Source organism: Paraburkholderia nemoris (assembly GCF_905221015.1).
Taxonomy (GTDB): Bacteria; Pseudomonadota; Gammaproteobacteria; order Burkholderiales; family Burkholderiaceae; genus Paraburkholderia; species Paraburkholderia nemoris.
Genome location: NZ_CAJNBO010000001.1, coordinates 462,123 through 483,598 on the forward strand (window position 1 = coordinate 462,123; position 21,476 = coordinate 483,598).

General features: G+C 64.0%; 17 protein-coding genes. 8 read left to right on the forward strand and 9 right to left on the reverse strand.

Annotated features, from left to right (window positions below; genetic code table 11):
* The first annotated feature begins 136 nt into the window (after positions 1-136).
* The gene (locus KHO33_RS02045) at positions 137-988 is read left to right on the forward strand and encodes an alpha/beta fold hydrolase (RefSeq protein ID WP_200561839.1); all 852 of its coding nucleotides are present in this window, start codon (positions 137-139) and stop codon (positions 986-988) included.
* On the opposite strand, the gene KHO33_RS02050 is transcribed toward KHO33_RS02045, so the two are convergent.
* The 4 genes from KHO33_RS02050 to KHO33_RS02065 all read right to left on the reverse strand — a co-directional run bounded on the left by KHO33_RS02050 (position 927) and on the right by KHO33_RS02065 (position 7,784).
* Positions 927-3,593 carry a mechanosensitive ion channel family protein gene (locus KHO33_RS02050; protein WP_200561837.1) on the reverse strand — a complete coding sequence of 889 codons (2,667 nt, stop codon included), beginning with the start codon at positions 3,591-3,593 and terminating at the stop codon, positions 927-929. The two genes, KHO33_RS02045 and KHO33_RS02050, sit on opposite strands and share 62 nt — an antisense overlap.
* 380 nt (positions 3,594-3,973) lie before the next feature.
* A complete protein-coding gene (locus KHO33_RS02055; protein ID WP_200561835.1) occupies positions 3,974-4,324 on the reverse strand; it encodes an NIPSNAP family protein in 351 nt (116 codons plus the stop codon).
* A 189-nt stretch (positions 4,325-4,513) separates the two neighbouring features.
* Positions 4,514-6,190 (reverse strand): MFS transporter, encoded by a 1,677-nt coding sequence (locus KHO33_RS02060; RefSeq protein ID WP_200561833.1) that lies wholly within the window; start codon positions 6,188-6,190, stop codon positions 4,514-4,516.
* Positions 6,191-6,347: 157 nt separating this feature from the next.
* A complete protein-coding gene (locus tag KHO33_RS02065) occupies positions 6,348-7,784 on the reverse strand; it encodes a sigma-54-dependent transcriptional regulator (protein WP_200561831.1) in 1,437 nt (478 codons plus the stop codon).
* A gap of 1,239 nt (positions 7,785-9,023) precedes the next feature.
* Between KHO33_RS02065 and KHO33_RS02070 the strand changes: the two genes are divergently transcribed.
* From KHO33_RS02070 to KHO33_RS02080, 3 genes are all read left to right on the forward strand, one after another.
* Entirely contained in the window at positions 9,024-9,311 is a 288-nt protein-coding gene (locus KHO33_RS02070; RefSeq protein ID WP_234475370.1) for a hypothetical protein, read from the forward strand.
* 409 nt (positions 9,312-9,720) lie between these two features.
* Positions 9,721-10,347, forward strand: coding sequence for a methyltransferase family protein (locus KHO33_RS02075; protein WP_200562286.1), 627 nt, complete (start codon positions 9,721-9,723; stop codon positions 10,345-10,347).
* Positions 10,348-10,479: 132 nt separating this feature from the next.
* Positions 10,480-11,922 (forward strand): nicotinate phosphoribosyltransferase, encoded by a 1,443-nt coding sequence (locus tag KHO33_RS02080; RefSeq protein WP_200561829.1) that lies wholly within the window; start codon positions 10,480-10,482, stop codon positions 11,920-11,922.
* 21 nt (positions 11,923-11,943) lie between these two features.
* Here KHO33_RS02080 and KHO33_RS02085 read toward each other — a convergent pair whose 3' ends face one another.
* Positions 11,944-13,782, reverse strand: a complete 1,839-nt coding sequence (locus KHO33_RS02085) for an ABC transporter ATP-binding protein/permease (protein ID WP_200562284.1) — start codon at positions 13,780-13,782, stop codon at positions 11,944-11,946.
* A gap of 28 nt (positions 13,783-13,810) precedes the next feature.
* A complete protein-coding gene (locus KHO33_RS02090; protein WP_200561827.1) occupies positions 13,811-14,689 on the reverse strand; it encodes an extracellular solute-binding protein in 879 nt (292 codons plus the stop codon).
* A gap of 242 nt (positions 14,690-14,931) precedes the next feature.
* On the opposite strand from KHO33_RS02090, the gene KHO33_RS02095 reads away from it, so the two are divergent.
* The 3 genes from KHO33_RS02095 to KHO33_RS02105 all read left to right on the forward strand — a co-directional run bounded on the left by KHO33_RS02095 (position 14,932) and on the right by KHO33_RS02105 (position 16,567).
* A complete protein-coding gene (locus tag KHO33_RS02095) occupies positions 14,932-15,420 on the forward strand; it encodes a molybdopterin-dependent oxidoreductase (RefSeq protein WP_200561825.1) in 489 nt (162 codons plus the stop codon).
* Between the two features lie 54 nt (positions 15,421-15,474).
* Complete coding sequence (locus KHO33_RS02100; protein ID WP_200561823.1) at positions 15,475-16,116, forward strand: nitrogen fixation protein NifQ; 642 nt, start codon at positions 15,475-15,477, stop codon at positions 16,114-16,116.
* Between the two features lie 127 nt (positions 16,117-16,243).
* Positions 16,244-16,567: a winged helix-turn-helix domain-containing protein gene (locus tag KHO33_RS02105; protein WP_093636141.1), complete on the forward strand. Its 324-nt coding sequence runs from the start codon at positions 16,244-16,246 to the stop codon at positions 16,565-16,567.
* Between the two features lie 29 nt (positions 16,568-16,596).
* Here the strand turns inward: KHO33_RS02105 and KHO33_RS02110 are convergent, their stop codons facing one another.
* The 3 genes from KHO33_RS02110 to KHO33_RS02120 all read right to left on the reverse strand — a co-directional run bounded on the left by KHO33_RS02110 (position 16,597) and on the right by KHO33_RS02120 (position 19,755).
* Positions 16,597-17,949 (reverse strand): DUF2325 domain-containing protein, encoded by a 1,353-nt coding sequence (locus tag KHO33_RS02110; protein WP_200561821.1) that lies wholly within the window; start codon positions 17,947-17,949, stop codon positions 16,597-16,599.
* 140 nt (positions 17,950-18,089) lie between these two features.
* Positions 18,090-18,710, reverse strand: a complete 621-nt coding sequence (locus tag KHO33_RS02115) for a hypothetical protein (RefSeq protein ID WP_234480407.1) — start codon at positions 18,708-18,710, stop codon at positions 18,090-18,092.
* Positions 18,711-18,879: 169 nt separating this feature from the next.
* Positions 18,880-19,755 carry a LysR family transcriptional regulator gene (locus KHO33_RS02120; RefSeq protein WP_200561819.1) on the reverse strand — a complete coding sequence of 292 codons (876 nt, stop codon included), beginning with the start codon at positions 19,753-19,755 and terminating at the stop codon, positions 18,880-18,882.
* Between the two features lie 109 nt (positions 19,756-19,864).
* Here KHO33_RS02120 and KHO33_RS02125 point away from each other — a divergent pair, with 109 nt between their 5' ends.
* A complete protein-coding gene (locus KHO33_RS02125) occupies positions 19,865-21,460 on the forward strand; it encodes an MFS transporter (RefSeq protein ID WP_200561817.1) in 1,596 nt (531 codons plus the stop codon).
* Positions 21,461-21,476: the final 16 nt, after the last annotated feature.

Genomic DNA, 21,476 nt, shown 5'->3' on the forward strand with positions numbered 1-21,476 from the left:
TAAGCCGCTGCAATAAGCGGCTCATCGTTGGCTCGCAAGCCCATCTCTTTACCTCCCAGGTAATCGACCTGCCTACACCCGCCAGGCAAAGTGGCGGCACGGCACAACGATTCCGACCCAAGGTAAGGAGGCTTCCATGAACGCGACCGCACCGTATCTCACCGACGATCCCAACACGATCCGCACCGCCGACCACACGCGTCTTTTCTATCGCGATTGGGGGCAAGGCACGCCGCTCGTGTTCCTGTCCGGCTGGACGCTGAATTCCGACATGTGGTCCTATCAGATGGAGCCGCTGTCGCGCCTCGGCTGCCGTTGCATCGCGTATGACCGCCGCGGCCACGGCCGTTCGAGCGATCCCGGGCGCGGCTACGACTTCGACACGCTCGCCGACGATCTCGACAGCGTGCTCAGCACACTCGATTTGAGCAATGTGACACTGGTCGCGCATTCGATCGCGAGCGGCGAAGCGGTGCGTTATCTGACGCGGCACGGTTCGGAACGCGTGGCGCGGATTGCGTTCATCGCGCCCGCGGCGACGCCATATCTGCTGAAAACCGAAGACAACCCGAACGGGATCGACGCTGCACTATTCGAGCAGGGCCGCCTCGCGCTGAGCCGTTCCTTCCCTGACTGGATCGAGGCGAATGCCGCACCGTACTTCGGCACGGGTGTGTCGCGCGCGCCGCTCGACTGGACGATCCGCATGATGCTGCAAACCTCGCATCAGGCCATGCTCGAACTCGCCCGCGTCCAGACCATCACCGATTTCCGCGCGGAGCTGGCCCGCATCCGGGTGCCGTCGCTGGTCGTGCAAGGCGACCGGGACGCCTCCGCGCCGCTCGAGCTGACCGGACGGCCGACCGCGGCGCTGATTGAAGGCGCGTCACTGAACGTCTACGAAGGCGCCGGCCACGGCCTGTACTTCACTCATGCGGAGAAGTTGAACCAGGATTTGCTGGCGTTCCTGGGCCACCGGCCGGTTTAGGGTCGACCGGCACTTGATCTTCCACCGGCGCATCGGCCTTGCCGGCTGCCGCTTTCAGCGAGGCGTCGGCAGGCGGCGTTGAAGGCGGTTCGCCCTTCGCAGCAGCGTTGGGGCCAACGTCCAGCGCGCCGTTCGATTCGACCTTGGCCGGTACGCTCTCCGGGTCCCACGTCAGCAGATGCCGCTGTGGGTTCGCGATTTCGATGCCGCGCGCGCTGAACTGGTCGAGAATGCGCCGGTTGAATTCGCGCTGCACGCCCCAGCGCGCGGTGTCGCGGCATTGGATCTGGCCGGCCAGCGTGACCGCTGAACCATCCACGCCATCCACGCCCCAGAAGCTGAAGTCGGACAGGATGCCGTCCTTGAACTTCTCGTCTTCACGCAGCGCGGCGCCGATTTCCTTCAACGTGGCGATCGCCAGATCGACGTCCTGGCCGAACACGATATTCACTTTCACCGCTGCATTGCCGAGTCCGCGATTGGTGTTGTTCACCGTCGTGACCGAACTGAACGGCACGGTGAAGAGCGAACCGTCGCTGCCGCGCAAGCGTACGGTGCGGATCGACAGATATTCAACCGTACCGGATACGCCCGCGAGCGTGACCCAGTCGCCGACCTGCATGGCGTTTTCCATCAGCAGGAACATGCCGGTGATGAAATCCTGCACCAGCTTTTGCGAGCCGAAGCCGAGCGCCACGCCGAAAATACTCGCGCCCGCCAGCAGCGGCCCGATGTTCACCCCGAGTTCGCTCAGGCCAGTGAGCACCACGACCAGTGCGATCACGCAGAAGAGCGCGCTGCGCAGCATCGGCAGCAGGGTACGCAGACGTGCGGCGCGCACGAGGTCGCCGCTGGTGGTCCACTGATCCAGCCGCCGTTCGATCGACACGTTGGCGCCTTCCCACACCACCAGAGCGATCACTGCGGCGACACCGATCGTGACCAGCGCCGAAGCCAGCCGATGGCCGATCGAACCGGCCCGGAACATCTCGCCCACATCGACGCCCCAAACCTGCAGCAGCGCGAGCGCCGTGACAACGCCGATGAGCCACGCGACGACCCGCCGCAGCAGCGGGTAATAGCGATAGGCATGCTGTTGCACGAGCGACTTCTCCGCGTCGCCCTGTACGTTGAATAGCCGCGCCATGGCGCCGAAAATCACGATGGCGACGACCCGCGCACCCACCAGGATCGCCAGCGTAATGCCGCCGAGATGCAGCAAGGTGCGGTAGCCGTTCTGCACGTCGAGCGCCCAGATGAACCACAGCGCCATCACCACGAACGCCGCGAATCCGGCCCACGCATCGGCGAGCGCGTTGCCGAACATTTCCAGCGATTCGCTCGCGGCAAAGCGCCTGCGGATCAATTCGCCAACCGGCTTCCTGCATTTCAGAATCAGAATCGAGATCATGATGTGGCCGGCGAGCGCGACCACTTTCATCAGCGCGAGATGCGCGGCGTCGTTCAGGCCGAGCGCTTGCGCGATCTCCGCGAAAGCCGAACCGGCGCCGACCACGGCGACGATCCGTACGATCCAGCGCTGCACGAAAGCGGCCCACGCATCGCTCATGCGCAACAGGCGCAGGCGGGGCGCGCTCGGCTGCAGGAAGAAGCCGCTGACGATCACAATCAGGCGGCATAGCACGTAGATGTCGATCAGCGAATCGAGCGCGCGGTCTTGCGGCGTGCCGTCTTCGGTGAAGATCGACATCAGCGCGCTCGCCGCGCCGACGAACACCGCCAGCGGCAACAGGCGCAGCACCATCGTCAGGAGCGCGCGCGGCAGGCGCTGCAGCAGCGTCAGGTGATGCACGGCCTTCTGCTCGCCTTTGGCCTCGGTGGTTTTGCCGGTGGTGGACGTGGCCGTTGTTATGGAGGCGCCGGGCTTTGCTGCCGGGGCCGTTGCATCGGACGAAACCGGGGAAACCGGCAGCGGCGGCGCGGCATTCGGCGTATCGGCCGGTTGCGGCTGGACGTCAACGGGCAGGTCGGCTTGCGCTGCACTGTCTTCATCGTCACGTTCGCGGCGCGCGGCGAGGGCCGTGTACGCGCGGCGCAGCAGGCGGCGCGCGAGCCATTCGAGCGCGAGCGCGGGCAGCAGGGCCGCCAGCAGCGACCATGCGACCTGGCCGAGCACGCCGCGCGCTTGCGGGTTGGTCGATTGCCAATGCCACCAGGCACGTACCGAAGCGACGTCGAGCAGCGCGGCGACCGAACCGCGCAATGACTTGCCGAGATGCACGGCCCAATGCGCGCCTTGACGCGCCAGTTGCGAGGCGAGGCCATTGGACTGGAAGGCGGCTGGGACGAGCGCGCTGGCGCTGCTGGCCGCGGCGGGCGCCGACGCAGCCGCGGCCGCCGAGGCCGACGAGGCATGCGGAGCGCTGAGTGCGCCCGCTGCGGCGATCGCCTGTAGCGTGTCGCTGACTTGTGCGCGGCGGGTGGGGTCATTGAGGACGCTGAGGGCCTGGCGGGCCTGCTCGGGCGTCAGGGTGGGCGCGGCGCCGGATGCCGCGGAGGCGGCGGGTTGCGCCACGGCGGCAAAGACCGGCGAGGCGCTCAGGAGGAGAAAAATGACAAGCCAGGCGTGGAGTTTTTTGCGCATAGGGTGTAAGGCGGGGTACCAGGTGCGGACGGCGGTGCCGGGACGCGTGGGTCGACGCAAGGGTCGATTCGGCGGCGTGACCTTGGACCGACACGTGTTTAGTCGTACAAGTTCCATCCGCGGCGGCTATCGGCGTTCACGCGGAGGTTCGGCCAGTTGGTCCGAATTGTAACGTCAGGTGGCAGAAAGCTTGTCTGGTAGAGGCGCCGTCCACGGCGTAGCGCGTAAGATCGCGCGGCTTGAGATCCACTGAGGCGGCAGGCGCAGCGTGACAGGCGGCCATGCGCCGACGCAGCCACGCGCGGGGCTGCATCGGCAAAAGGGCTGGCGCGAAAGCCCGTTGGGCTCCGTACGATAGGGGCGCTCAGGCCCGGCAATGCCTATTCTGTTGCTTCCACCGAATCCGTCGCAGCCACCCCGAGCGTGCCCTCAACCACTTCGGTGAAGGTGCGCTCCTCGCGCAGAATGAAGCGCTTCGTCTGCGCAAACAGGAAATTTTCCCGTGCTTCGGCGTCGGAGCGCAGCCGTGCCCGATACGTTTCGTACGCGGCGAGGCTGTCGAACGCGATCAATCCCCAGGCGACGTCGTTAGTCCCTTCGTGCGGCAGAAAGTAGCCGATCAGATGACCGCCGCAGCGCGGAATAATGCGGCCCCAGTTGCGAGCGTAGTCGTTGAAGGCTTCGCGTTGGAACGGGTCGATCTGATAGCGGATGAAGCAGGTAATCGTCATGTGCAAGCTCCCGATCAGGTGGGGGTGGTTTGAAGCAGGTGAGTATCAGTATGAAGACTGCTCGACTGCGACGTTTCACTGCGTTCTGAACTGTCGTTGAGCGGGCCGGCGGCATTTAATGGCGGCGTTCAATGGCGGTATCAAGGCCCGCGCAGATCGCAAGCGGCGCCGTGTCCCGGGACCTACCCCTTAACTTGGCGCAGCTGTTTTTCCACTAGCCTCGTGGATCGTCAACACCGCGAGCGTCGCGCCGGCCAGTGCGCACATCGCCGACACCAGCGCCACCGCTCGCAAGGCCGCCCCGAGTGCCTCGGCTTGCGCGCGCGCCACTTCGGCTCGAGTCGCGGCGTCCGTTGCACCTGGCGCCGCCGAACTCGTACTCATCGTGTCCTGTGTCAACCGTGCCGACGCACGCGCCGCTTGCGGCACGTTCGACGCATCGAGCCGCGCGTCGAGTGCTGCGTCGTGCGACCACACAAATACGATCCCGAGCACCGCGATCGCCAACAGACTCGCCACCCGGGCGACGGCATTATTGATGCCCGAGGCGACCCCCGTGCGGGCGGCGGATACGGACGTCATCACCGTCGTCGTCAACGGTGCGACGGTGATCGTCATCCCAAGCCCGAGCACGACGAGCGCCGGAAAGAAGCCGCGCCAATAGTCGCCGCGGACCCACGGCAGCGCGAGCATCGCAAAGCCGATCGCCGCGATCACCGGCCCGATGCCCAGCAGGGCCCGTGCGCCGTAACGGCTCGTCAGGCCGCCGGTGAAACGCGACAACAGGCCGATCGTGACCGGCACCGGCAGCAGAGCGGCGCCTGCCTCGGTCGCGCTATAGCCATACGCGCGGATCAGCGTGAACGGCAGGAAGAACAGCGCGCCGCCCAGCCCGAAATAGAGCAGCAGCGTGACGAGATTCGCGCCGACGAAATCACGCGAACGGAACACGTCGAGCGGCATCATCGGATTGCGGGTCTTTGCTTCGAGCACGACGAAGCCGGACAGCACGACGAGGCCGCCGAGGATCAACGCCAGCACCCAGCGGTCGCCGAAGCCGCGCGCCGAGGCGATGGTCAGGCCGTAGGTCAGCGCGGCGAGCCCGGCGGCCGCCGTGACGGCGCCCGGCAAGTCGAGCCTCGGCAGCGCTTGCCCTTTGTGCACGGGGTCCGGATCTGATGGATCACCTTCCTGCCGGCTGTCCGGCACGGCGACGACCGCCAGCGCGATGGTTGCGCACGCAATCGGTACGTTCAGAAAGAAAATCGCTCGCCAGGAAAACGCATCAACGAGCCAGCCACCCGCCACCGGCCCGACCGCCGACGTGATCGCGCCGACGGCGGCCCAAGTGCCGATCGCTTTGCCGCGTTCCTTGTCGTCGAATACCGAGCCGATGATGGAGAGACTGCTCGGCACCAGCAACGCCGCGCCGATGCCTTGCACGGCGCGCGCCGCGATCAGGGCGCCGACGCCAGGCGCGAGGCCGCAGCCGATCGAGGCCAGCGTGAACAAGCCGATTCCCGCGATGAACACGGTGCGCCGGCCGAGCTTGTCGCCGAGCGAACCGCCCACCAGCACCAGCGCGCCGAGAAACAGCAGATACGCATTGACCACCCATTGGATCGCCGCGACGCTCGCGCCCAACTCGGTCTGGATCGACGGCAGCGCGACATTGACCACGGAGCCGTCGATGAACGCCATGCTCGAACCCAGGATGGTTGCGGCGAGTGCGAGCTTTTTGCGCCGGCATGGGTGATCGAAGCTGAGGGGCTGAGCGTGGATGGCGAGCGCGTCGCACGGGCTCGCCTGGGCGGGGAGCGTGGAGGAAGGGCGGCGCGCGAGCGCCGGGGCGTGCTGATCGGCCACGTCCACTCCAGGGTGGATGAACGGCTTTCAGCATAGCAACGCCAAGGGAGAACCGATAGCCAGTTACGGCGCCTGGCCGACCGAGCCAGGCGGCGCGGTCGCGGCACTATTTGCGGACGGTTGCCCGTTCGGGCGGTCTTAGGTCAAACCAGCGAGGTCAAACCAGCGAAGGCGCCTGCCGCTCCGCCTCGTCGTCGGCATCCGCAGCGCCGTTGGCGTTCGACGCGCGTCCAGCCGCCGGGTCCTGATGCAGCCGGCTCGCATGCATCAGGCGATACAGCGTGGCTCGCGAAATGCCGAGCTCGGCCGCGGCCTCGGACAATTTATAGCCGTGCCGCTGCAAAGCGTGCTCGATGGCGTCCTTTTCGGCCTTGCTGCGGATCTCCGCCAGCGTCACGGCCGGCCCGTTGTCGGTTTGCGGCAGGCCGAGGTCGCTTGCCGTGATAAAGCGGCCCTCGCTCATCACCACGGCCCGGCGCACGCAGTTGATCAGCTCGCGCACATTGCCCGGCCACGGATAGTTCGACATGGCGACGATCGCGTCGCTCGACAGCCCGCGCAATTTACGCGCGCCATCCTGCCGGTACATGCTGAGCGCATAATTGGCGAGCAGCTTGATGTCGCCGCCGCGTTCGCGCAACGGCGGCTCGACAAGCCGCAGCACGCACAGGCGGTGATACAGGTCGGAGCGGAAGCGGCCGTCTTCGACGGCTTTGTCCAGATCGACGTGGGTCGCTGAAATCACCCGTACGTCGACGTTGATCGGCCCATTGCCGCCCAGCCGTTCGATGGTGCCTTCCTGCAGGAAGCGCAGCAGCACCGCCTGGCATTCGTGCGGCATGTCGCCGATTTCATCCAGAAACAGGGTGCCTTCGTTGGCACTTTCGATCCGGCCGATCTTGCGTTGCAACGCGCCGGTAAAGGCGCCGCGCTCGTGGCCGAACAATTCGGCTTGCAGCAGGCTCGGCGGAATGGCCGCGCAATTGATCGCGACGAAGGCCCGGCCGGCGCGCGGCGAGCGCTCATGAATCGCACGGGCGGTCAGTTCCTTGCCGGTGCCCGATTCGCCGGCGACGAACACCGGCGCGTCGGTCACGCCGCATTTGTCGATGCGCCGGTATAGCTGCTGCATCGCCTCGCATTGCCCAACCATGCCGTGCCGACCGAGCGAAGGCTCGGGGGCGGCCGGCGCGTGCCGCAGGCTCGACAGCCCGTGCGCGTGGCCGAGCGCGAATACCAGCCGCTCGTTCAGCCAGGGCCGGGTTACGAAATCGAAGCAATAATCGAGGATGAAGCGGCTGACCAGTTCGTCGTCCGACTGGCCCGGCGCGATCTGCGCGACCCAATTGGTTTCGACGCGGCGCATGCAGGAGGCGAGAGCGGACAAATGCTGGGACGTGCAGTTACCTGGCAATTCGACGAGGCCGACCTTGATATTGTCGCGCTCGATCATGCGTTCGGCGATTGCCGTGCTTTTGGCGTGCACAGCTTGCCAGCCGGATGCGGCCAGGAAGCTGGCCAGATCCTGATCGGGCGAGTTCGACACGTATAGAACGGTGCGTTCGGTGTCGACAGGCGTGCAAGTCGTGTTCATGTGACCCCCGGATTGTTGCTGCTCTCAGAACTGCTCTTCGACGAACTGGACAGACCGGCAATGACAAATTCACGGTAGCGGCAATGGCGGGGACATAGAGCGGCGGCATGAACCGCGAGGTGCCGCACGTCGGACAGATAGCAGGACAGCATTTAACGGTGAGACCGCCTGACTATTTCATCCCCGAATCACAAGCCGTTTTCTACCTCCGTGGTCTGGCAGACGCGCTCTATGTGGCGCATTGCTTAACGATAAGCGAAAGTGCTTTCGAGCGCCATACAAACAAATCTGGATTCAGAAACGTTTTCCCGCTTTGACGTGCCTTTTTACGGTTCAAAAATGGTCGGTCAACCGCGGCTATGTGCGAAATCCCACATAGCGCCGCAATTAGCATGCCTCTCATCGTGCAACGGCTGCCGCGCCGTCGAATTACCGTGTCTCAAGCTTGCGACATTTTGGGCAAGGGCTGCGAGAGCTGTTTCGTGGCCCGAAGCATCGGCACATTTGACCGGGGCACGCCGCAAAGCGTGACCGGGCCGGGGCCGACGAAGCGCGCGTCTACGCCCGCCGACAGGTAGATCCTTCTGCAACGCGTTGGAGGATGAACCCAGCGCGTGTCAAATCCGAATCAACGCGTGCCGAGAGGCATGGTCTGGCGCGGTGCGCGGCAGCGAAATTCACCGTGCATCAAGGGGTTGAGAGCGCATGGCACAGCCATTGCAATAGGAGCTTTACAAGCGAATGCATTGCCGCCCGCTCCGGTAGCTCGGGGAAAGCAGCCGGAGCCCGGCGGTGAACATCGTCTTCGTAAGCGCGGCCGGGGAAGCCAATGTGTCTTACGAGGGTGTGGCGGGGCCACTGAAAAACGGACGTCAAAAAAGTGGGCTGAATGGTCGATGCGGCGCATCGGTCATTCTTCACCGGACGACGTAAAGCGCTGACCTCGCCATTTTTTCCGTCTGACTGGACGGACCTGGCGTTGATGGCCGAAATTAAATCGATCGCAATAGCGACAGGTACCGTGCTCGAGCACATTGCGGGCACGCGACGCACAGCACAGAACAGGGGCGGGGCAGCGCACGGTCAGGACCAGCCGGCGCGACGATGCGGGGAGGGATGGCCTTAGTCTCCATAGAGGGACACGCTTTACGAGTTGGACCGGGCGCCGTGCCGGCGCGATTACGCGGGCACGGCTTACCTGGATGCGGCCTTGAAATGGCTCACGATTCGGGGGTTGTCATGAAAACGATCAGCAAGCTGGCCGCAATGCAACTGGGCCACCACACCACGGCGCACGGCGCCGTTCTCTCCTATCAGCGTCTTGTCGCAGGGCCGCGCAGCCTGTTCGCCGCGCCGCCGGCCGATCTGTTCACGCTGGTGATCGCCGAGGCGATGAAACGCAAGGCTCAGCCCGAGATTCAGCGCGAGGCGCTGCGCGACGCGATCCACGAGATGCCGCCGTCGCCCGAACGAGGCTACGAGCGCGGTGCGGACGTCGACCCGGCCGGACCCGACGACTACATCTGAATGGCGACTGCGGTTGACGTGGCCTTGACGGCCGGATGGCTTCAGTCCGGTTGTCGCCGCGCCTCACAAAGGCATGCTCGGCCGCCTGTTTGCCAGGCGGCCGAATGCGCTGCCGCAACTCAAGTGCAGCCGCTGAACCCACCCGATCGCTGAGACTCGCACGCCAGAATCGAATTCAGGCGGGCGTGGCATGATATGGACATTCGTCCGGTGTGACTGCTACGCTGCGACGCTGACGGACCGGAAGCCTTCATGGGGCAGGCTTGAATAATAATTCGCATATCGAAACGAGTGTGCAATGACAAAGACCGCACCTTCGCCGGAATTCGATGATGAGGGCCGTCTCGAGGATGCCACGATTGTGGACCCGGCAAGCGCAGCGCCTCGCGCCGATGGTGGAGACGGGGTTATGCCGGCCGGCGGCATGCGCGAGGCGTTGACCGAAATCCTCGCGCGCGTCGCCGCAGCGCTCATGTTGAGCATCTTCACATACGCCGCGGTCAAGCAATGGCTCGCCGCGCCCACACGGATAACCTTGCTGCTGCTCGTGGTGAGCGCGTTCATGACCCTGGGGTTGTCGCTGTTTGCGCGGGTACCCATCCACCGCGACTGGACGCCTTTCGCGTTCATCTGCTCGGTGGGCGGCACGTTCTATTTTCTTGCTGTGCGGCTTTCGCCCGGCACCCAACTTATTCCGGAGGCGGCCGGCGCGTCGCTGCAACTGCTGGGGATTTTCTGGCAACTGTTCGCGAAGGTGTCGCTGCGCAGGTCGTTCGGCATTTTGCCCGCCAATCGCGGGGTTGTTTCCCGCGGGGCTTACCGGTTCGTGCGTCATCCCATGTACCTGGGGTATTTCGTGACGGACGTCGGGTTTTTGCTGGCGAACTTCGGGATTCAGAACGTGATTGTCTACGGATGCCAGTTTGCGCTGCAGGTTGGACGCATTGTGCGGGAGGAGCGGCTCCTGTCCGACGATGAGCGATATCGGACGTACAGGGGTAAGGTGCGGTTTCGGGTGATTCCGGGCGTGTTTTGACGGTGTATCGTGTAGTTTTCTTGCGGTGCAACCCGCAATGAGCTGCAATGAGCTGCAATTAGCGGCGCTAAACAGCAAACCCCCAACCCGCCTGGCTACCTTTGATAGATGCGCACGAGCGCCACATCATCCATGCAAAGCGATACAACCCCGTTCCACGACATGGCGTCTATTCTGTCCAATCCGATTCTCAACACGGATTCGTACAAGGCGTCGCACTACCTGCAATATCCGCCGGAAGCGTCGGCGATGTTTTCATATATCGAGTCGCGCGGCGGGCGCTACGACCGTACGCTGTTTTTCGGCCTGCAGATGCTGATCAAGGAGTATCTGTGCCGGCCCATTACGCCAGCCATGATCGACCAGGCGAAGGCATTTTTCACGGCGCACGGTGAGCCGTTCAACGAAGCCGGCTGGCGCTACATCGTGGAGCACTATGAGGGCTATCTGCCCGTGCGGGTTCGCGCGGTGCCGGAAGGCTCGGTCGTGCCCACGCACAACGTGCTGGTCACGGTCGAATGTGACGATCCCCAGGTGTTCTGGCTGGCCTCGTATCTGGAAACGATGCTGATGCGGGTGTGGTATCCGATTACAGTCGCGACGCAAAGCTGGCATCTGCGCAATACGATCCGCGCTTATCTGGAGAAGAGTAGCGACGACCTCACGCAATTGCCATTCAAACTGCACGATTTCGGCGCGCGCGGCGTGTCGAGTGCGGAGTCGGCGGCGATTGGCGGCTCGGCGCATCTGGTCAGTTTCATGGGCTCGGATACGGTGCTCGGTGTGGTTGCGGCAAACCACTACTACAACGAACCGATGGCGGCGTTTTCCGTGCCGGCCGCGGAGCACAGCACGATCACGTCATGGGGACGCGAGCGTGAAACCGACGCATTCCGCAACATGATCGCGAAGTTCGGCAAGCCTGGTGCAATCGTTTCAGTGGTGTCCGATTCCTACGACCTGTTCGCCGCGCTCGAGGTATGGGGCACGACGTTGAAGCAGGCGGTGCTCGACTCCGGCGGCACACTGGTGATCCGGCCGGATTCCGGCGATCCGCTGACGATCGTCTTGCAGACCATGCGGGCGCTCGAGGCGTCGTTCGGCTCGACGGTGAACGGCAAGGGGCGGCGCGTGCTCAACAACGTGCGCGTGATTCAGGGCGACGGCGTGAATCCGGATTCGATCGAAGCGATCCTTGCGGCCATGGATGAGGCCGGCTTTGCGGCCGACAACATCGTTTTTGGCATGGGCGGCGCGTTGTTGCAGCAGATCAACCGCGATACACAGCGCTTCGCCATGAAGTGTTCGGCCATCCGGCTCGACGATGAATGGCACGACGTACGCAAGGACCCAGTCACGGATGCCGGCAAGCGCTCGATGAAAGGGAGGCTTACGTTGCTGGTGAATCGTCACACAGGCGAGTATCGGACAGTGACGCTGCCGTTGGCGTGGGATGACCGCACGGTTGAAGGGGATTGGGACGAGGCGCTCGTCACGGTTTTCGATTCTGGAAAATTGCTCGTCGACGCGACGTTTTCTGAAATCAGGAAGAGGGCTCACGCGGCTGAGGGTTAGCCGGCTGTTTGGCCCAGCATGTCAGCTCACATGCCAGACCGACACGCCGCTGGCGTCAACGTCAACCCGGCAAGGGCTGCCTTCGCGCAAGCGGGCATCTTCGTTCGCGATGTCGAAGCGCACCCCCGCGATATTCAGGCGGACATACCGCTCGCCGCGCCGTAACTCGACCGCGTCGACCATGCCGGCGTAGGCGCCGCCGGGTGAAATAAGCACGGCGTGGGACGAGATACGCCACATCACCCCTTGCCCGGCGGGAATCGCAAAACCGCTATCGCCGGTCGCGATCGTCAACCCATTGCCAATCTCGACTCGCCCGGGCGCAGTCATCAAACCTTCGCCGACGTTGTGCAAGCCGAGCAGTTCGGCAACCCGCATCGAAGCCGGCCGTTCGAATACCTTATCGATGGAACCCGCCTGCAGCACGCGCCCCTGTTCGACAACCAGCACCTCGTCGGCAAGCAGAGCGGCTTCGTCCGGATCGTGTGTGACGATGATGGTCACCGCCGCAATTTCGCGCTGCAACGCGCGCAGCGACTGCTGCAAACGCCGTCGCCGGGGCGTGTCGAGCGCCGCGAACGGCTCATCGAACAGCAGCAATTCGCTGTGACGCGTGAGCGCTCGCGCCAACGCCACGCGTTGCCGCTGACCGAACGACAATTGATGCGGCAAGCGCGCAACCAGCTGCGCGAGGCCGAGATGATCGAGCCAGTAACGCGCGCTGGCGGCGTCGGCGTCAACGGGAAACGCGAGCTGCTGTGCCACCGTCATATGCGGGAACAGGCCGTAGTCTTGCGGCATGTAGCCGATCTGGCGGCGCTCGGGCGGCAGTGTACTCAAGTCAGTGGTGCCGAGCCGAACGGAACAGGCTGCGTTGGATTCAAGCCCTGCAATCAGACGCAATGCGAGGGATTTGCCGGAGCCCGAAGGGCCGATGATCGCAAGCCGCCGCGTGGCCGGCGCCCAAGCGATGTCGAGTTCGAACGCGCCCAGTCGCCGCTGCAAATGAAAGGCGAGGCGAAGGTCGGAAGTCTCGCCCCGGCTCGCCGTCAGATCCGTGCCGGGTTCCAGCGCGTCGTCGCCGTTTTCGGTTTGTTCGAGTGAAGCCTTCTGCCGAAGGCTATATATCGACAATGCCGCGCAGACAATGGCAATCGCAAGCGTCGGCAGCAATAATGGCATCATCGCCGGCAGGCCCTGCCCACCGAATACGACGTACGTGTACACCGGCAGCGAATACGGGTGATAGGCCACCATCACCGTCGCGCCGAATTCGCCGAAGGCACGCAACCACGCCAGCGCGAGTCCCGCGCGAATCGCCGGCCACGCAACCGGCAACATCACACGGAAGAATCGGCTGCCTGCATGATGGCCGAGCGTCGCGGCCACGTCGTCGAGCACGGGGTCGACGGCGGCGAACGCCGATTTCGCGGCGATGATCAGGAAAGGCGCGGCCACGAAGATTTCCGCGAGCACGATGCCGGCAAACGAATCCGTCAGCGCCCCGTTGGTGAAGCGGCCGACCCAGCTATAGGGCCCAAGCAGAAACAGCAGCAGCACGCCGCTCGTGAGTGGCGGCAAGGCGAGCGGCAACTGCACGACGAAGCCGAGCAGCGCCATCTTGCGGGAGTTCGAGCGCGCCAGAAAATAGCCGAGCGGCACGCCGCCGAGCAGAATCACGAACGAGGCCACGCTGGCGCTCGCCGCCGAGATGCCGACCGCCGACCACACCGCGCGCCAATCGACATTCGGCCAATCGGCCGCGCCGAGTTGCGGCACGCTCGCGATAAACGGCGCGCACAAATAGACGGCAAGCAGCGCGGCCAGCCACAGCAGCGGCCGCGCGGCCGATCGCTTCATCGCCTGTTCTACAGCCTGTTCCATCGCCTTATTGCGCGGCGGCGTCGATCACGGCTTGCACCGAAGGCGGCATGGTTTGCACATTGCCGGTAATGGTCGGTTTGATGACGTCCACGCCGTGTTGCTTGAGCAACGCGCGGCCTTGTGCGCTCAGCAGGAAGTCAACGAAGCTGCTCGCGCCCGCACGGTTCGGTGCGTCGCTGAGAATTGTCAACGTGTAGCTCGCTTTGGCCTGCAATTCGGGCGCCGGACGGAGCGCGGGAATTTTCAGGTCGGACGTTTCGGTCGAATAGAAGAAGCCGGCATCGAGCTGGCCGGATTGCAAACGGCCCACCAGCGTTTCTTCAGGCAAAACCTGCGCCGGATTTTCCGCGTCGCCCAATGTCTTCTCGACGAGGTCCGGCTGATGGTAAAGCTCCGCAGCCTTCGTCATCATCTCGACGGTGAATGCGCCCTTCGGATCGAGCTTCGGATCGGTGCGGCCGATGCGGATGCCCGGCTCCTGCAACACCTGATCCCAGCGCTTGCTCTTGAAGTCCGCTGCGAATTTGCTTTGCGGGTTATAGCCGATCATCAACGGCGATTCGGCGAAGTTCACATACCACGTGACGTGATCGCCATTCGCCTCGCCCATCAGGCTGGTGTTCACCTTCGGGCTCGCGCTGATGAACACGTCGCCGCGGCGCAGCTTGCCCTTGATCTCGTTGGCGATCTTGTTCGAGCCCGCCGCGTAGCCGCGGAAGTGCTGGCCGGTGGCCTTTTCGAAGGCCGGCCCCACACTGCGCTCCATCAGGTTGACGAGCGAACCGGCGTACAGCACGTTGACCGTGTCGTCCTGCGCGAGGGCGGGCACAGCCGTCACCACGCCGGCGACAACCACGAAAGATGCAAGCAGCTTGCGAATCATGCGATTAACCCCGATGCGTTATTAAGAGCGCTATATTACGACGCCATCGCATTGCGGTGTGGGATGCTGCGCGCTCTGTGTGGTCTATGGATGTGGACACCGTCGGCGCAGTGGCCGATATGCCTGGCGATATATTGCGTATCGATACGCTTTTGCACCGAGGCGGCCATCGCAGCGTAATATACACACGGAAATAACGAGTGAACAGGCCGGTCAGGCTTCAATGCTGGGGATAACCGCGTATGGATAGTGTGAATGTGATTACCGCGCCTGCCGTCGAAAGCGCGCTCGTCCTGAGCGGACGGTTCCAGCGGACGCTGTCTTTCGACCTCGAGCGGCTCAAGAGTTACGAAAGCGTGCTAGCCAGACCATTCGATCTGCGTTGCTACACGACAAATCGTTTCATCCGCAGCGTTGAGCCTTACCGCGGGGTGCGTCTGACGACCTTGATCTCGGAAGCGGGTTTGCCGAACGAGGTGCCGGGCGAGTTCAAGCGGACGGTGTTCGTGGCGGTGGGGCACGATGGCTACGTTGTGACATTCTCGTGGCACGAACTGTTCAACACGCCGATCGGCGAGAACGTGCTGGTTGCGTATGAATGCGATGGCCGCGCGCTCGATGCTGAAGACGGTGCGCCGATTCTGTTTTCCGGTTCGGACATTCTGCCCGCGCCACGCCACGTCAAACGGCTCGCGCGTATCGAGGCGCATGTCTTGAAGCCTCTGGCGTAGGTGATTCGAATGACGGGCGTAATATGGTTCGATGTTCTTCATCGTGCCGCCGTCATGTCTGACGAACCACTTTCGCCTGTTGCGGAACCTGCTGCGCCCAGCCCTGAATCGCTGTTCGCGTCCCTCGATGCGCGGGTTGCCGAGCGCACGGCGAAGTGGCTAGATGTGGCCACGGACCCCGCGTCGCCCGATACTGGATTGTTCGCCAAGCTGATCGCCGCGCGCGATGTCCGCGACGAACTTGTGTTGCTTGGGCTGCCGCAGCCGGCGTGGCGCGCGCTATTGGAGCGACACTTTGGGCACGCACCTGCGCCCATGTTTGCGTCCTTGCCCGCATTGCCACTTGTCGACACCAGCGAACACGCAGCATTCGTCGAAACGCTGAACGCACTGCTGCTAACTTACGCCAGTACCGCCGTCGACACGAACGACGCTCGCTGTCTCGCCTCAATCATCGCTCACGCGTGCTTGCGGCCGGATCACCTGTGGCGTGACCTCGGGCTTGCGGGCCGGGAAGAAGTCACATGGATGCTGACGCGCTATTTCCCGACGCTCGTGCTGCTGAATGTCGAGAATCTGCGCTGGAAGAAATTCCTCGCCCAGCAACGCGCGCTTTCCTTAGGGCTTCAACCCGGCCCGGCACCCGGTTGTCCGGGCTGCGAAGACTACGGACATTGCTTTCCCGACCACCCCTGAAGGCCATTCAGCCAGGATGGCAGCGCGAGACGGTTCGTGTATGCTTTCGCGCATGGCTGATACCGCGAAAACCAAACCAAGCCCCGCGACAAAATCCGCGAAACCACGCCCCGAAGTGCGCTTCAGAATGCGCATCCGCAGCGGCGACGCTGTTGCGCTCGGACCGGGCAAAGTCGAACTGCTGGAAGCCGTGCGCGAATACGGCTCGATCTCGGCTGCGGCGCGCAGCCTCGGCATGTCGTACCGGCGTGCCTGGTTACTGATCGACGAGCTGAACCGCTCGCTCAAAACGCCGGCCACGCACTCGGAGCAGGGCGGTCAAAGCGGCGGCGGTTGTACACTGACGCCGGTCGGCGAACGCATCATTCATCTGTACCGCGATGTCGAAGACGAGGCCCAGCGAAGCTGCGCGAAACAGATCGCCGAGTTGACCCGGCTGATTCGTTCCTGAGCCTGAGTGCGCCTCCTCGCACTCGCCGTTCAACCGTGACGCAGGCAAAACGCCGAGGGCGGCGGATTGCCCAACTGGGCAAGATGCTCCGGGCGCAGCCGGTCCACCAATTCGACAAAGCTCGCCACGCTTGCCGTGCGCAACGGGTGATAGTCGATCTGATGACGCTCGCACACGCGCTTGAGCGTATTCATCGAATCATGATCGACGCAGTCGACCGGAAACACGACGATATCCGCACCCGGCAGCGCGGCTGCAAGCAGACCTTTGCGATCTTCCACGCCGCCGTCGTGCACCACGAAATCGCCACCGGCGGCCTCCACCAGCCGCTTGAGCGCGGCGTTCGAGCCGGGGCGGCCGCCCACGTAGACAATCCGCTTGCCGCGCACACTGTCGAGGCTGGCTTGCCGCGTCTGCGCGCCATGGCTGCCTTCCACTGAATTCACCGTCGCGCGTTCCAGCGCGTCGCATTCGTTCTGCACCAACAGGAGCTGCGCCAATGCCTCATCGCGGCTCCTGCGCAATGCAAGTGCCGCGCCTTGCTCCTGCAGCGCGCGCTGTTCGGCGACCTCACGGCGGCTCGTATGCAGCGCCACCCGCTGGTCGCTGTCGGCGAGCTTGTCGCGCAGCTTCGATATTTCCGCTTCGAGATCGAAAGGATCCGTCGGCGTCTGACGTGTGGCGAGAGCGGTGAGTTGCGCGATCTGCTCGTTGAGCGCGGCGATGGCCGCGTCGCGCTGCGTGCTGAGTTCCTGCAAGCGGCTTTGCTGCCGCTCGACTTTCTCTTTCAACTCGGCGTTTTCCGCTTCGAGCGCAACCAGTCTGCGGATGTCCGCGCGATTCGCCGCGCCGACCAGATGCGACAGCATGTGCAATTCGCCGAACGCTTTCTGGCGCACATGCAGGGTCGCGCACGGATGCGTCACCAAAGCCCAGTAAGCAGGCGGGATCTCGCCGCTTTTCAGCGCTTCGTCCCAGAGCTTCAGCAGCTCGACATCGTCGGCGGCTTTGTCGAAGCGGCGGATCGCCGCCGCATAGTGCTCGTCGAGCAACTTGTGCAGGGCTTTGGCGCCCGCGCCGCCATCGATCGCGAGTTCGACTGCCGAGTGATGAATTTCCAGATCGCTCGCGTCTCGGCGATCAAGGCCGGTGAATTTAGGCACCAGCTTGCGCAGTTCATGCGTGCTGAGACAGGTGCCGATGATCGAGCAATGCAACTGGCCATTGAGCTCTGCGAGCCGCGCGCGCCGTTTGGGGTTCGAGAACGACTCCTTGGCGGGCGTGCAGCACGGATCGGCCACGCGCAAGCCAGTGCCGGCAAGCTCGTCGCCGGACAGTTTGAGGCGCGAAGGCTGGGCGAGACGAAACGGCGGCGTGTGCATGAGGACCTCGTATCCGGATCTGGCGTCAGGCTGACTGAACGTGCTTGCTGGACAACCGCGCCATGCAGGCGCTGCTGGCGATATATTCGAAAAGATATAGCGATGGGCAAAAGAAAACGTTCATATGCGGCAATGACGAATTAGTCGTTCGGGTGGACGAGCGTCCGCTCTGCGCGTGATTTGCGCTGCGTGATCGTGGCTGAAGCGGTGACAGAAGCAGTGGCGGCACCGGTAGCGGGAACTGCCGCGGTAGTGCGGCCCGCGACGCGACGGGTGACGGCCGGCGCTGCGCCGCCGGCTGCCCGTGCATGCTGATCCAGAACATGCCCAACGCACAGGCCGATAAACGCGGTATCGAGCCGTTCGAGTTCCGCTACCACCTTGCGTAACGCGGCCAGGTCGTTGCTGAGCGCATCCGAAAAGATCGCGTCGCGAAGTTGCTCGGCCGAGCGCGCTTCTTCGATCGATGCTTTCAGATCGCGCAGACGGGCAAAAGCAGCCGCCTTGGCCTGTTCGGCCAGGATCGACAGCAACTGGTTCAAGGAGTGCGAACCCGACGTGCCCACCGAAGCGAAGTTCAACTGGTCGCCCGCCAGCATCAGCACGAAGCGCTGCACGCTGCCGTAAAGGCGCCGGTAAGCATCGACGACGTCGCGGATCAGTTCCGCGCGGCCACGTTCGGACGCCGATTTCAGCGCGACGATGGTCGACGGAAGTCCTTTCGGGCGACGTCCCGCCGGGTCGGACGACGGGGATCGCAATGTGGGTCGCGATGGGGATCGACTAGGCACTGCTGCTGGCTCCTGCTTGCTTGTTTCGCTTGGTCGTACGCGATTGGCGGGCGGGTCGCTGCGCTGCGCTGCGCAAAAGCATACCGTGATATTCGACAGAATATAACGAAAGGCGGCGTGAGGGTAGCGGCAGGCAGTTTTAGCTGCCCTGCGCGAACTCGAGAAATGCCCGCACAGCCGGCGTCCGTTCGAATTTTCGATAGGCAATGGCAATTTCCGAGGCGATTGGTTTGCCGGCGATGGATCGGTAGACGACGCCCGGCAACGCGATGCAATCCGCGAGGGTATGCGGAACGACTGCCACATTGCCGCCTAGCGATACGCAGGCCAGCACCGCAGCGAGTGTGCCGGGACGTGACCCGAGCCGCGGCGAAAAACGCCCGCGCCGTGCGACTTCGAAGGTACCGGCTTCCTGTTCCGGCAGTACGAAACACTGATCGTGCAGTTGCGCCGGTTTGATGTCCGGTAAATGGGCGAGTGCGCAACTTTCCGGCAGCGCGAGGACGAACGTATCGCGGTGCACGGTGCTTGCCTGAATACCGTCGACGAGCGGCATCGGCGGGCGCACATAGGCTGCGTCGAGCAGGCCGTCGCGCAGCATCTCAGCCGCGCCGTCCATCGGTACCTCGCGAATGGAGACATCGACGCCCGGGTACCTGGCGCGAAAGCCGCCGACCGCCCGTTGCAATACGCCCGCGTAGGCGGCCGAAGCGACGTAGCCGACTTCGATCCTGCCCAACTCGCCGCGCTCGGCGAGAATCGCGCGCTCTTCGCCGCGCGCGAGGTGGTCAAGCGCGCTGAGCGCTTCGGCGAGGTAGGCGCTGCCGGCTGCGCTCAATGTCACCGAGCGCTTGGTGCGATGAAAGAGCCGCACGCCGAGCAACCGTTCCGCTTCCTGGATCAGCTTGGTTAGCGTTGGGGCGGCGATGCCCAATTCATCCGCGGCGCGGGAGAAGTGAAGATGCTTCGCGACACAAACGAATGCGTGAATATGACGGAGCTCGAGCTTTCTCATGGTTTTCAGTATTTCCATCAGAGCTAATTATTCTGTGATTCTATGCCAATGACAGGCAATAGAAGCGTCGCTACCATCGTATGACTTCGATTCGACGCCACCAGCCTGTATGTCATCCACGTCCACTAGTCCCTCGCTGCCAGCGCAGTCGTCAGACTCCAAAGACTCAACATCCGTCAACCCCGCGTTCGTGCTGGCCACCGCGTCGGCAACCTGTGCGCTGATCGTGCTCGATACCAACGTCGTCGCCGTCTCGTTGCCGTCGATTGCACGCTCGTTTCACGCGAATTTTGCCGATGTGGAATGGGTGGTCAGCGCGTATATGGTCGCTTTCGCGTCATGTCTGCTGCCCGCGGGTGGTCTGGCCGACCGCGTCGGCCGAAAGCGGATGCTGCTGCTCGGGCTCGCGCTGTTCTTTCTGGCGTCGCTCGGTTGCGGGGCGGCGCCATCGGCGGCCATGCTGAACGTGGCGCGCGCGGTTAAGGGTGTCGGCGCCGCGATGCTGCTCACCGCGGCGCTCGCCGTGATCGCGAACACCTTCCACGAAGGACCCGCGCGCGTGCGGGCGTGGGCCGTGTGGGGCACCTGCATGGGCCTTGCCACGACGGTGGCGCCGCTCGTCGGCGGCGTCATTACCCAATGGCTCGGCTGGCGCTGGATCTTCCTGCTCAATCTGCCCGTATGCGCCGTACTCGCGTGGTGCGCGTCGCGCTCGATTCGCGAGTCGAGCAATCCCGAGCCCGGTCCGCTCGACGCCGCCGGCAGCATCCTGTTCGGCCTTGCGCTCGCGCTCGGTATCTGGGCGTTGATCGAGGTGCCGGCCGACGGGCTTGTGAGCTGGACAACCGGCGCCAGGCTCGTGGCATGCGTGCTGCTGTTTGGCGCGTTCGTTCAGGTACAACGCTCGCGGGCGCATGCGATGGTCGATCTTGCGCTGTTTCGCCAGCCGCGCTTTGTCGCCGCCGTGCTCGCGATGTTCGGCTACGCTGCCTGTGCTCAGGTGATGATGACGTTTTTGCCGTTGTATCTGCAGAACGCATTCGGCCTGTCAGCGGTGAGGGCGGGCGTCGGCATGTTGCCGTTCGCGCTGGCGATGGTGCTCGGGCCGTACATCGGCGCGGCGCTCGCGAAGCGCTTGTCGGGCATGGCTTTGCTGTCGACCGGGCTGTTGCTGATTGCAGCCGGAAATCTGCTGACGGCGCTGGTCGCCGGCGACGCACGCTATGCGCTGGTGGCGTTCGGCATGGTCGTAACCGGGCTCGGCGCGGGGATCATGAATGGCGATACGCAGAAGGCCATCATGGCGTGCGTGCCGCCGGATCGAACCGGCATGGCGTCCGGTATCAGCACGACGACGCGCTTCACGGCCATCGTCACGTCGGTGGGTGTGCTGGGCGCGGTACTCGCGGCCCGCACTCACGCGGTGTTCGTGGCGGGCACGCCAATTACATCTGATATCCGCGCGGCGCTCGACGCGGGTTTCATGTCGCGCCTGCTGGCGGGAGATATGGCGCAGGCCACCGCGCATCTGCCGCCGGCTCTCGGGGCCACGGTGGTGTCGGCCGCGCACGCGAGCTTTGCCAGTGGTTTTGCCGCGGCGCTCTATCTGGCTGGCGCGGCGGCGGCGTCAATTGCGGCGGGGATCTGGCTGCTGGGCCGCAGAGGTGAAACTGCACGGGTCCGTGGGATTGCAGCGAACGGGTAGCAGAGCAGTCTTGCCG

Bases quoted from the DNA above. Each gene is read 5' to 3' on its own strand.
- KHO33_RS02095 (WP_200561825.1), top strand. From the start codon at position 14,932: ATGGATAGTGTGAATGTGATTACCGCGCCTGCCGTCGAAAGCGCGCTC.
- KHO33_RS02050 (WP_200561837.1), bottom strand. From the start codon at position 3,593: ATGCGCAAAAAACTCCACGCCTGGCTTGTCATTTTTCTCCTCCTGAGC.
- KHO33_RS02055 (WP_200561835.1), bottom strand. From the start codon at position 4,324: ATGACGATTACCTGCTTCATCCGCTATCAGATCGACCCGTTCCAACGC.
- KHO33_RS02085 (WP_200562284.1), bottom strand. From the start codon at position 13,782: ATGAAGCGATCGGCCGCGCGGCCGCTGCTGTGGCTGGCCGCGCTGCTT.
- KHO33_RS02065 (WP_200561831.1), bottom strand. From the start codon at position 7,784: ATGAACACGACTTGCACGCCTGTCGACACCGAACGCACCGTTCTATAC.
- KHO33_RS02125 (WP_200561817.1), top strand. From the start codon at position 19,865: ATGTCATCCACGTCCACTAGTCCCTCGCTGCCAGCGCAGTCGTCAGAC.
- KHO33_RS02090 (WP_200561827.1), bottom strand. From the start codon at position 14,689: ATGATTCGCAAGCTGCTTGCATCTTTCGTGGTTGTCGCCGGCGTGGTG.
- KHO33_RS02110 (WP_200561821.1), bottom strand. From the start codon at position 17,949: ATGCACACGCCGCCGTTTCGTCTCGCCCAGCCTTCGCGCCTCAAACTG.
- KHO33_RS02070 (WP_234475370.1), top strand. From the start codon at position 9,024: ATGAAAACGATCAGCAAGCTGGCCGCAATGCAACTGGGCCACCACACC.
- KHO33_RS02120 (WP_200561819.1), bottom strand. From the start codon at position 19,755: ATGAGAAAGCTCGAGCTCCGTCATATTCACGCATTCGTTTGTGTCGCG.
- KHO33_RS02080 (WP_200561829.1), top strand. From the start codon at position 10,480: ATGCAAAGCGATACAACCCCGTTCCACGACATGGCGTCTATTCTGTCC.
- KHO33_RS02075 (WP_200562286.1), top strand. From the start codon at position 9,721: ATGCCGGCCGGCGGCATGCGCGAGGCGTTGACCGAAATCCTCGCGCGC.
- KHO33_RS02105 (WP_093636141.1), top strand. From the start codon at position 16,244: ATGCGCATCCGCAGCGGCGACGCTGTTGCGCTCGGACCGGGCAAAGTC.
- KHO33_RS02100 (WP_200561823.1), top strand. From the start codon at position 15,475: ATGTCTGACGAACCACTTTCGCCTGTTGCGGAACCTGCTGCGCCCAGC.
- KHO33_RS02045 (WP_200561839.1), top strand. From the start codon at position 137: ATGAACGCGACCGCACCGTATCTCACCGACGATCCCAACACGATCCGC.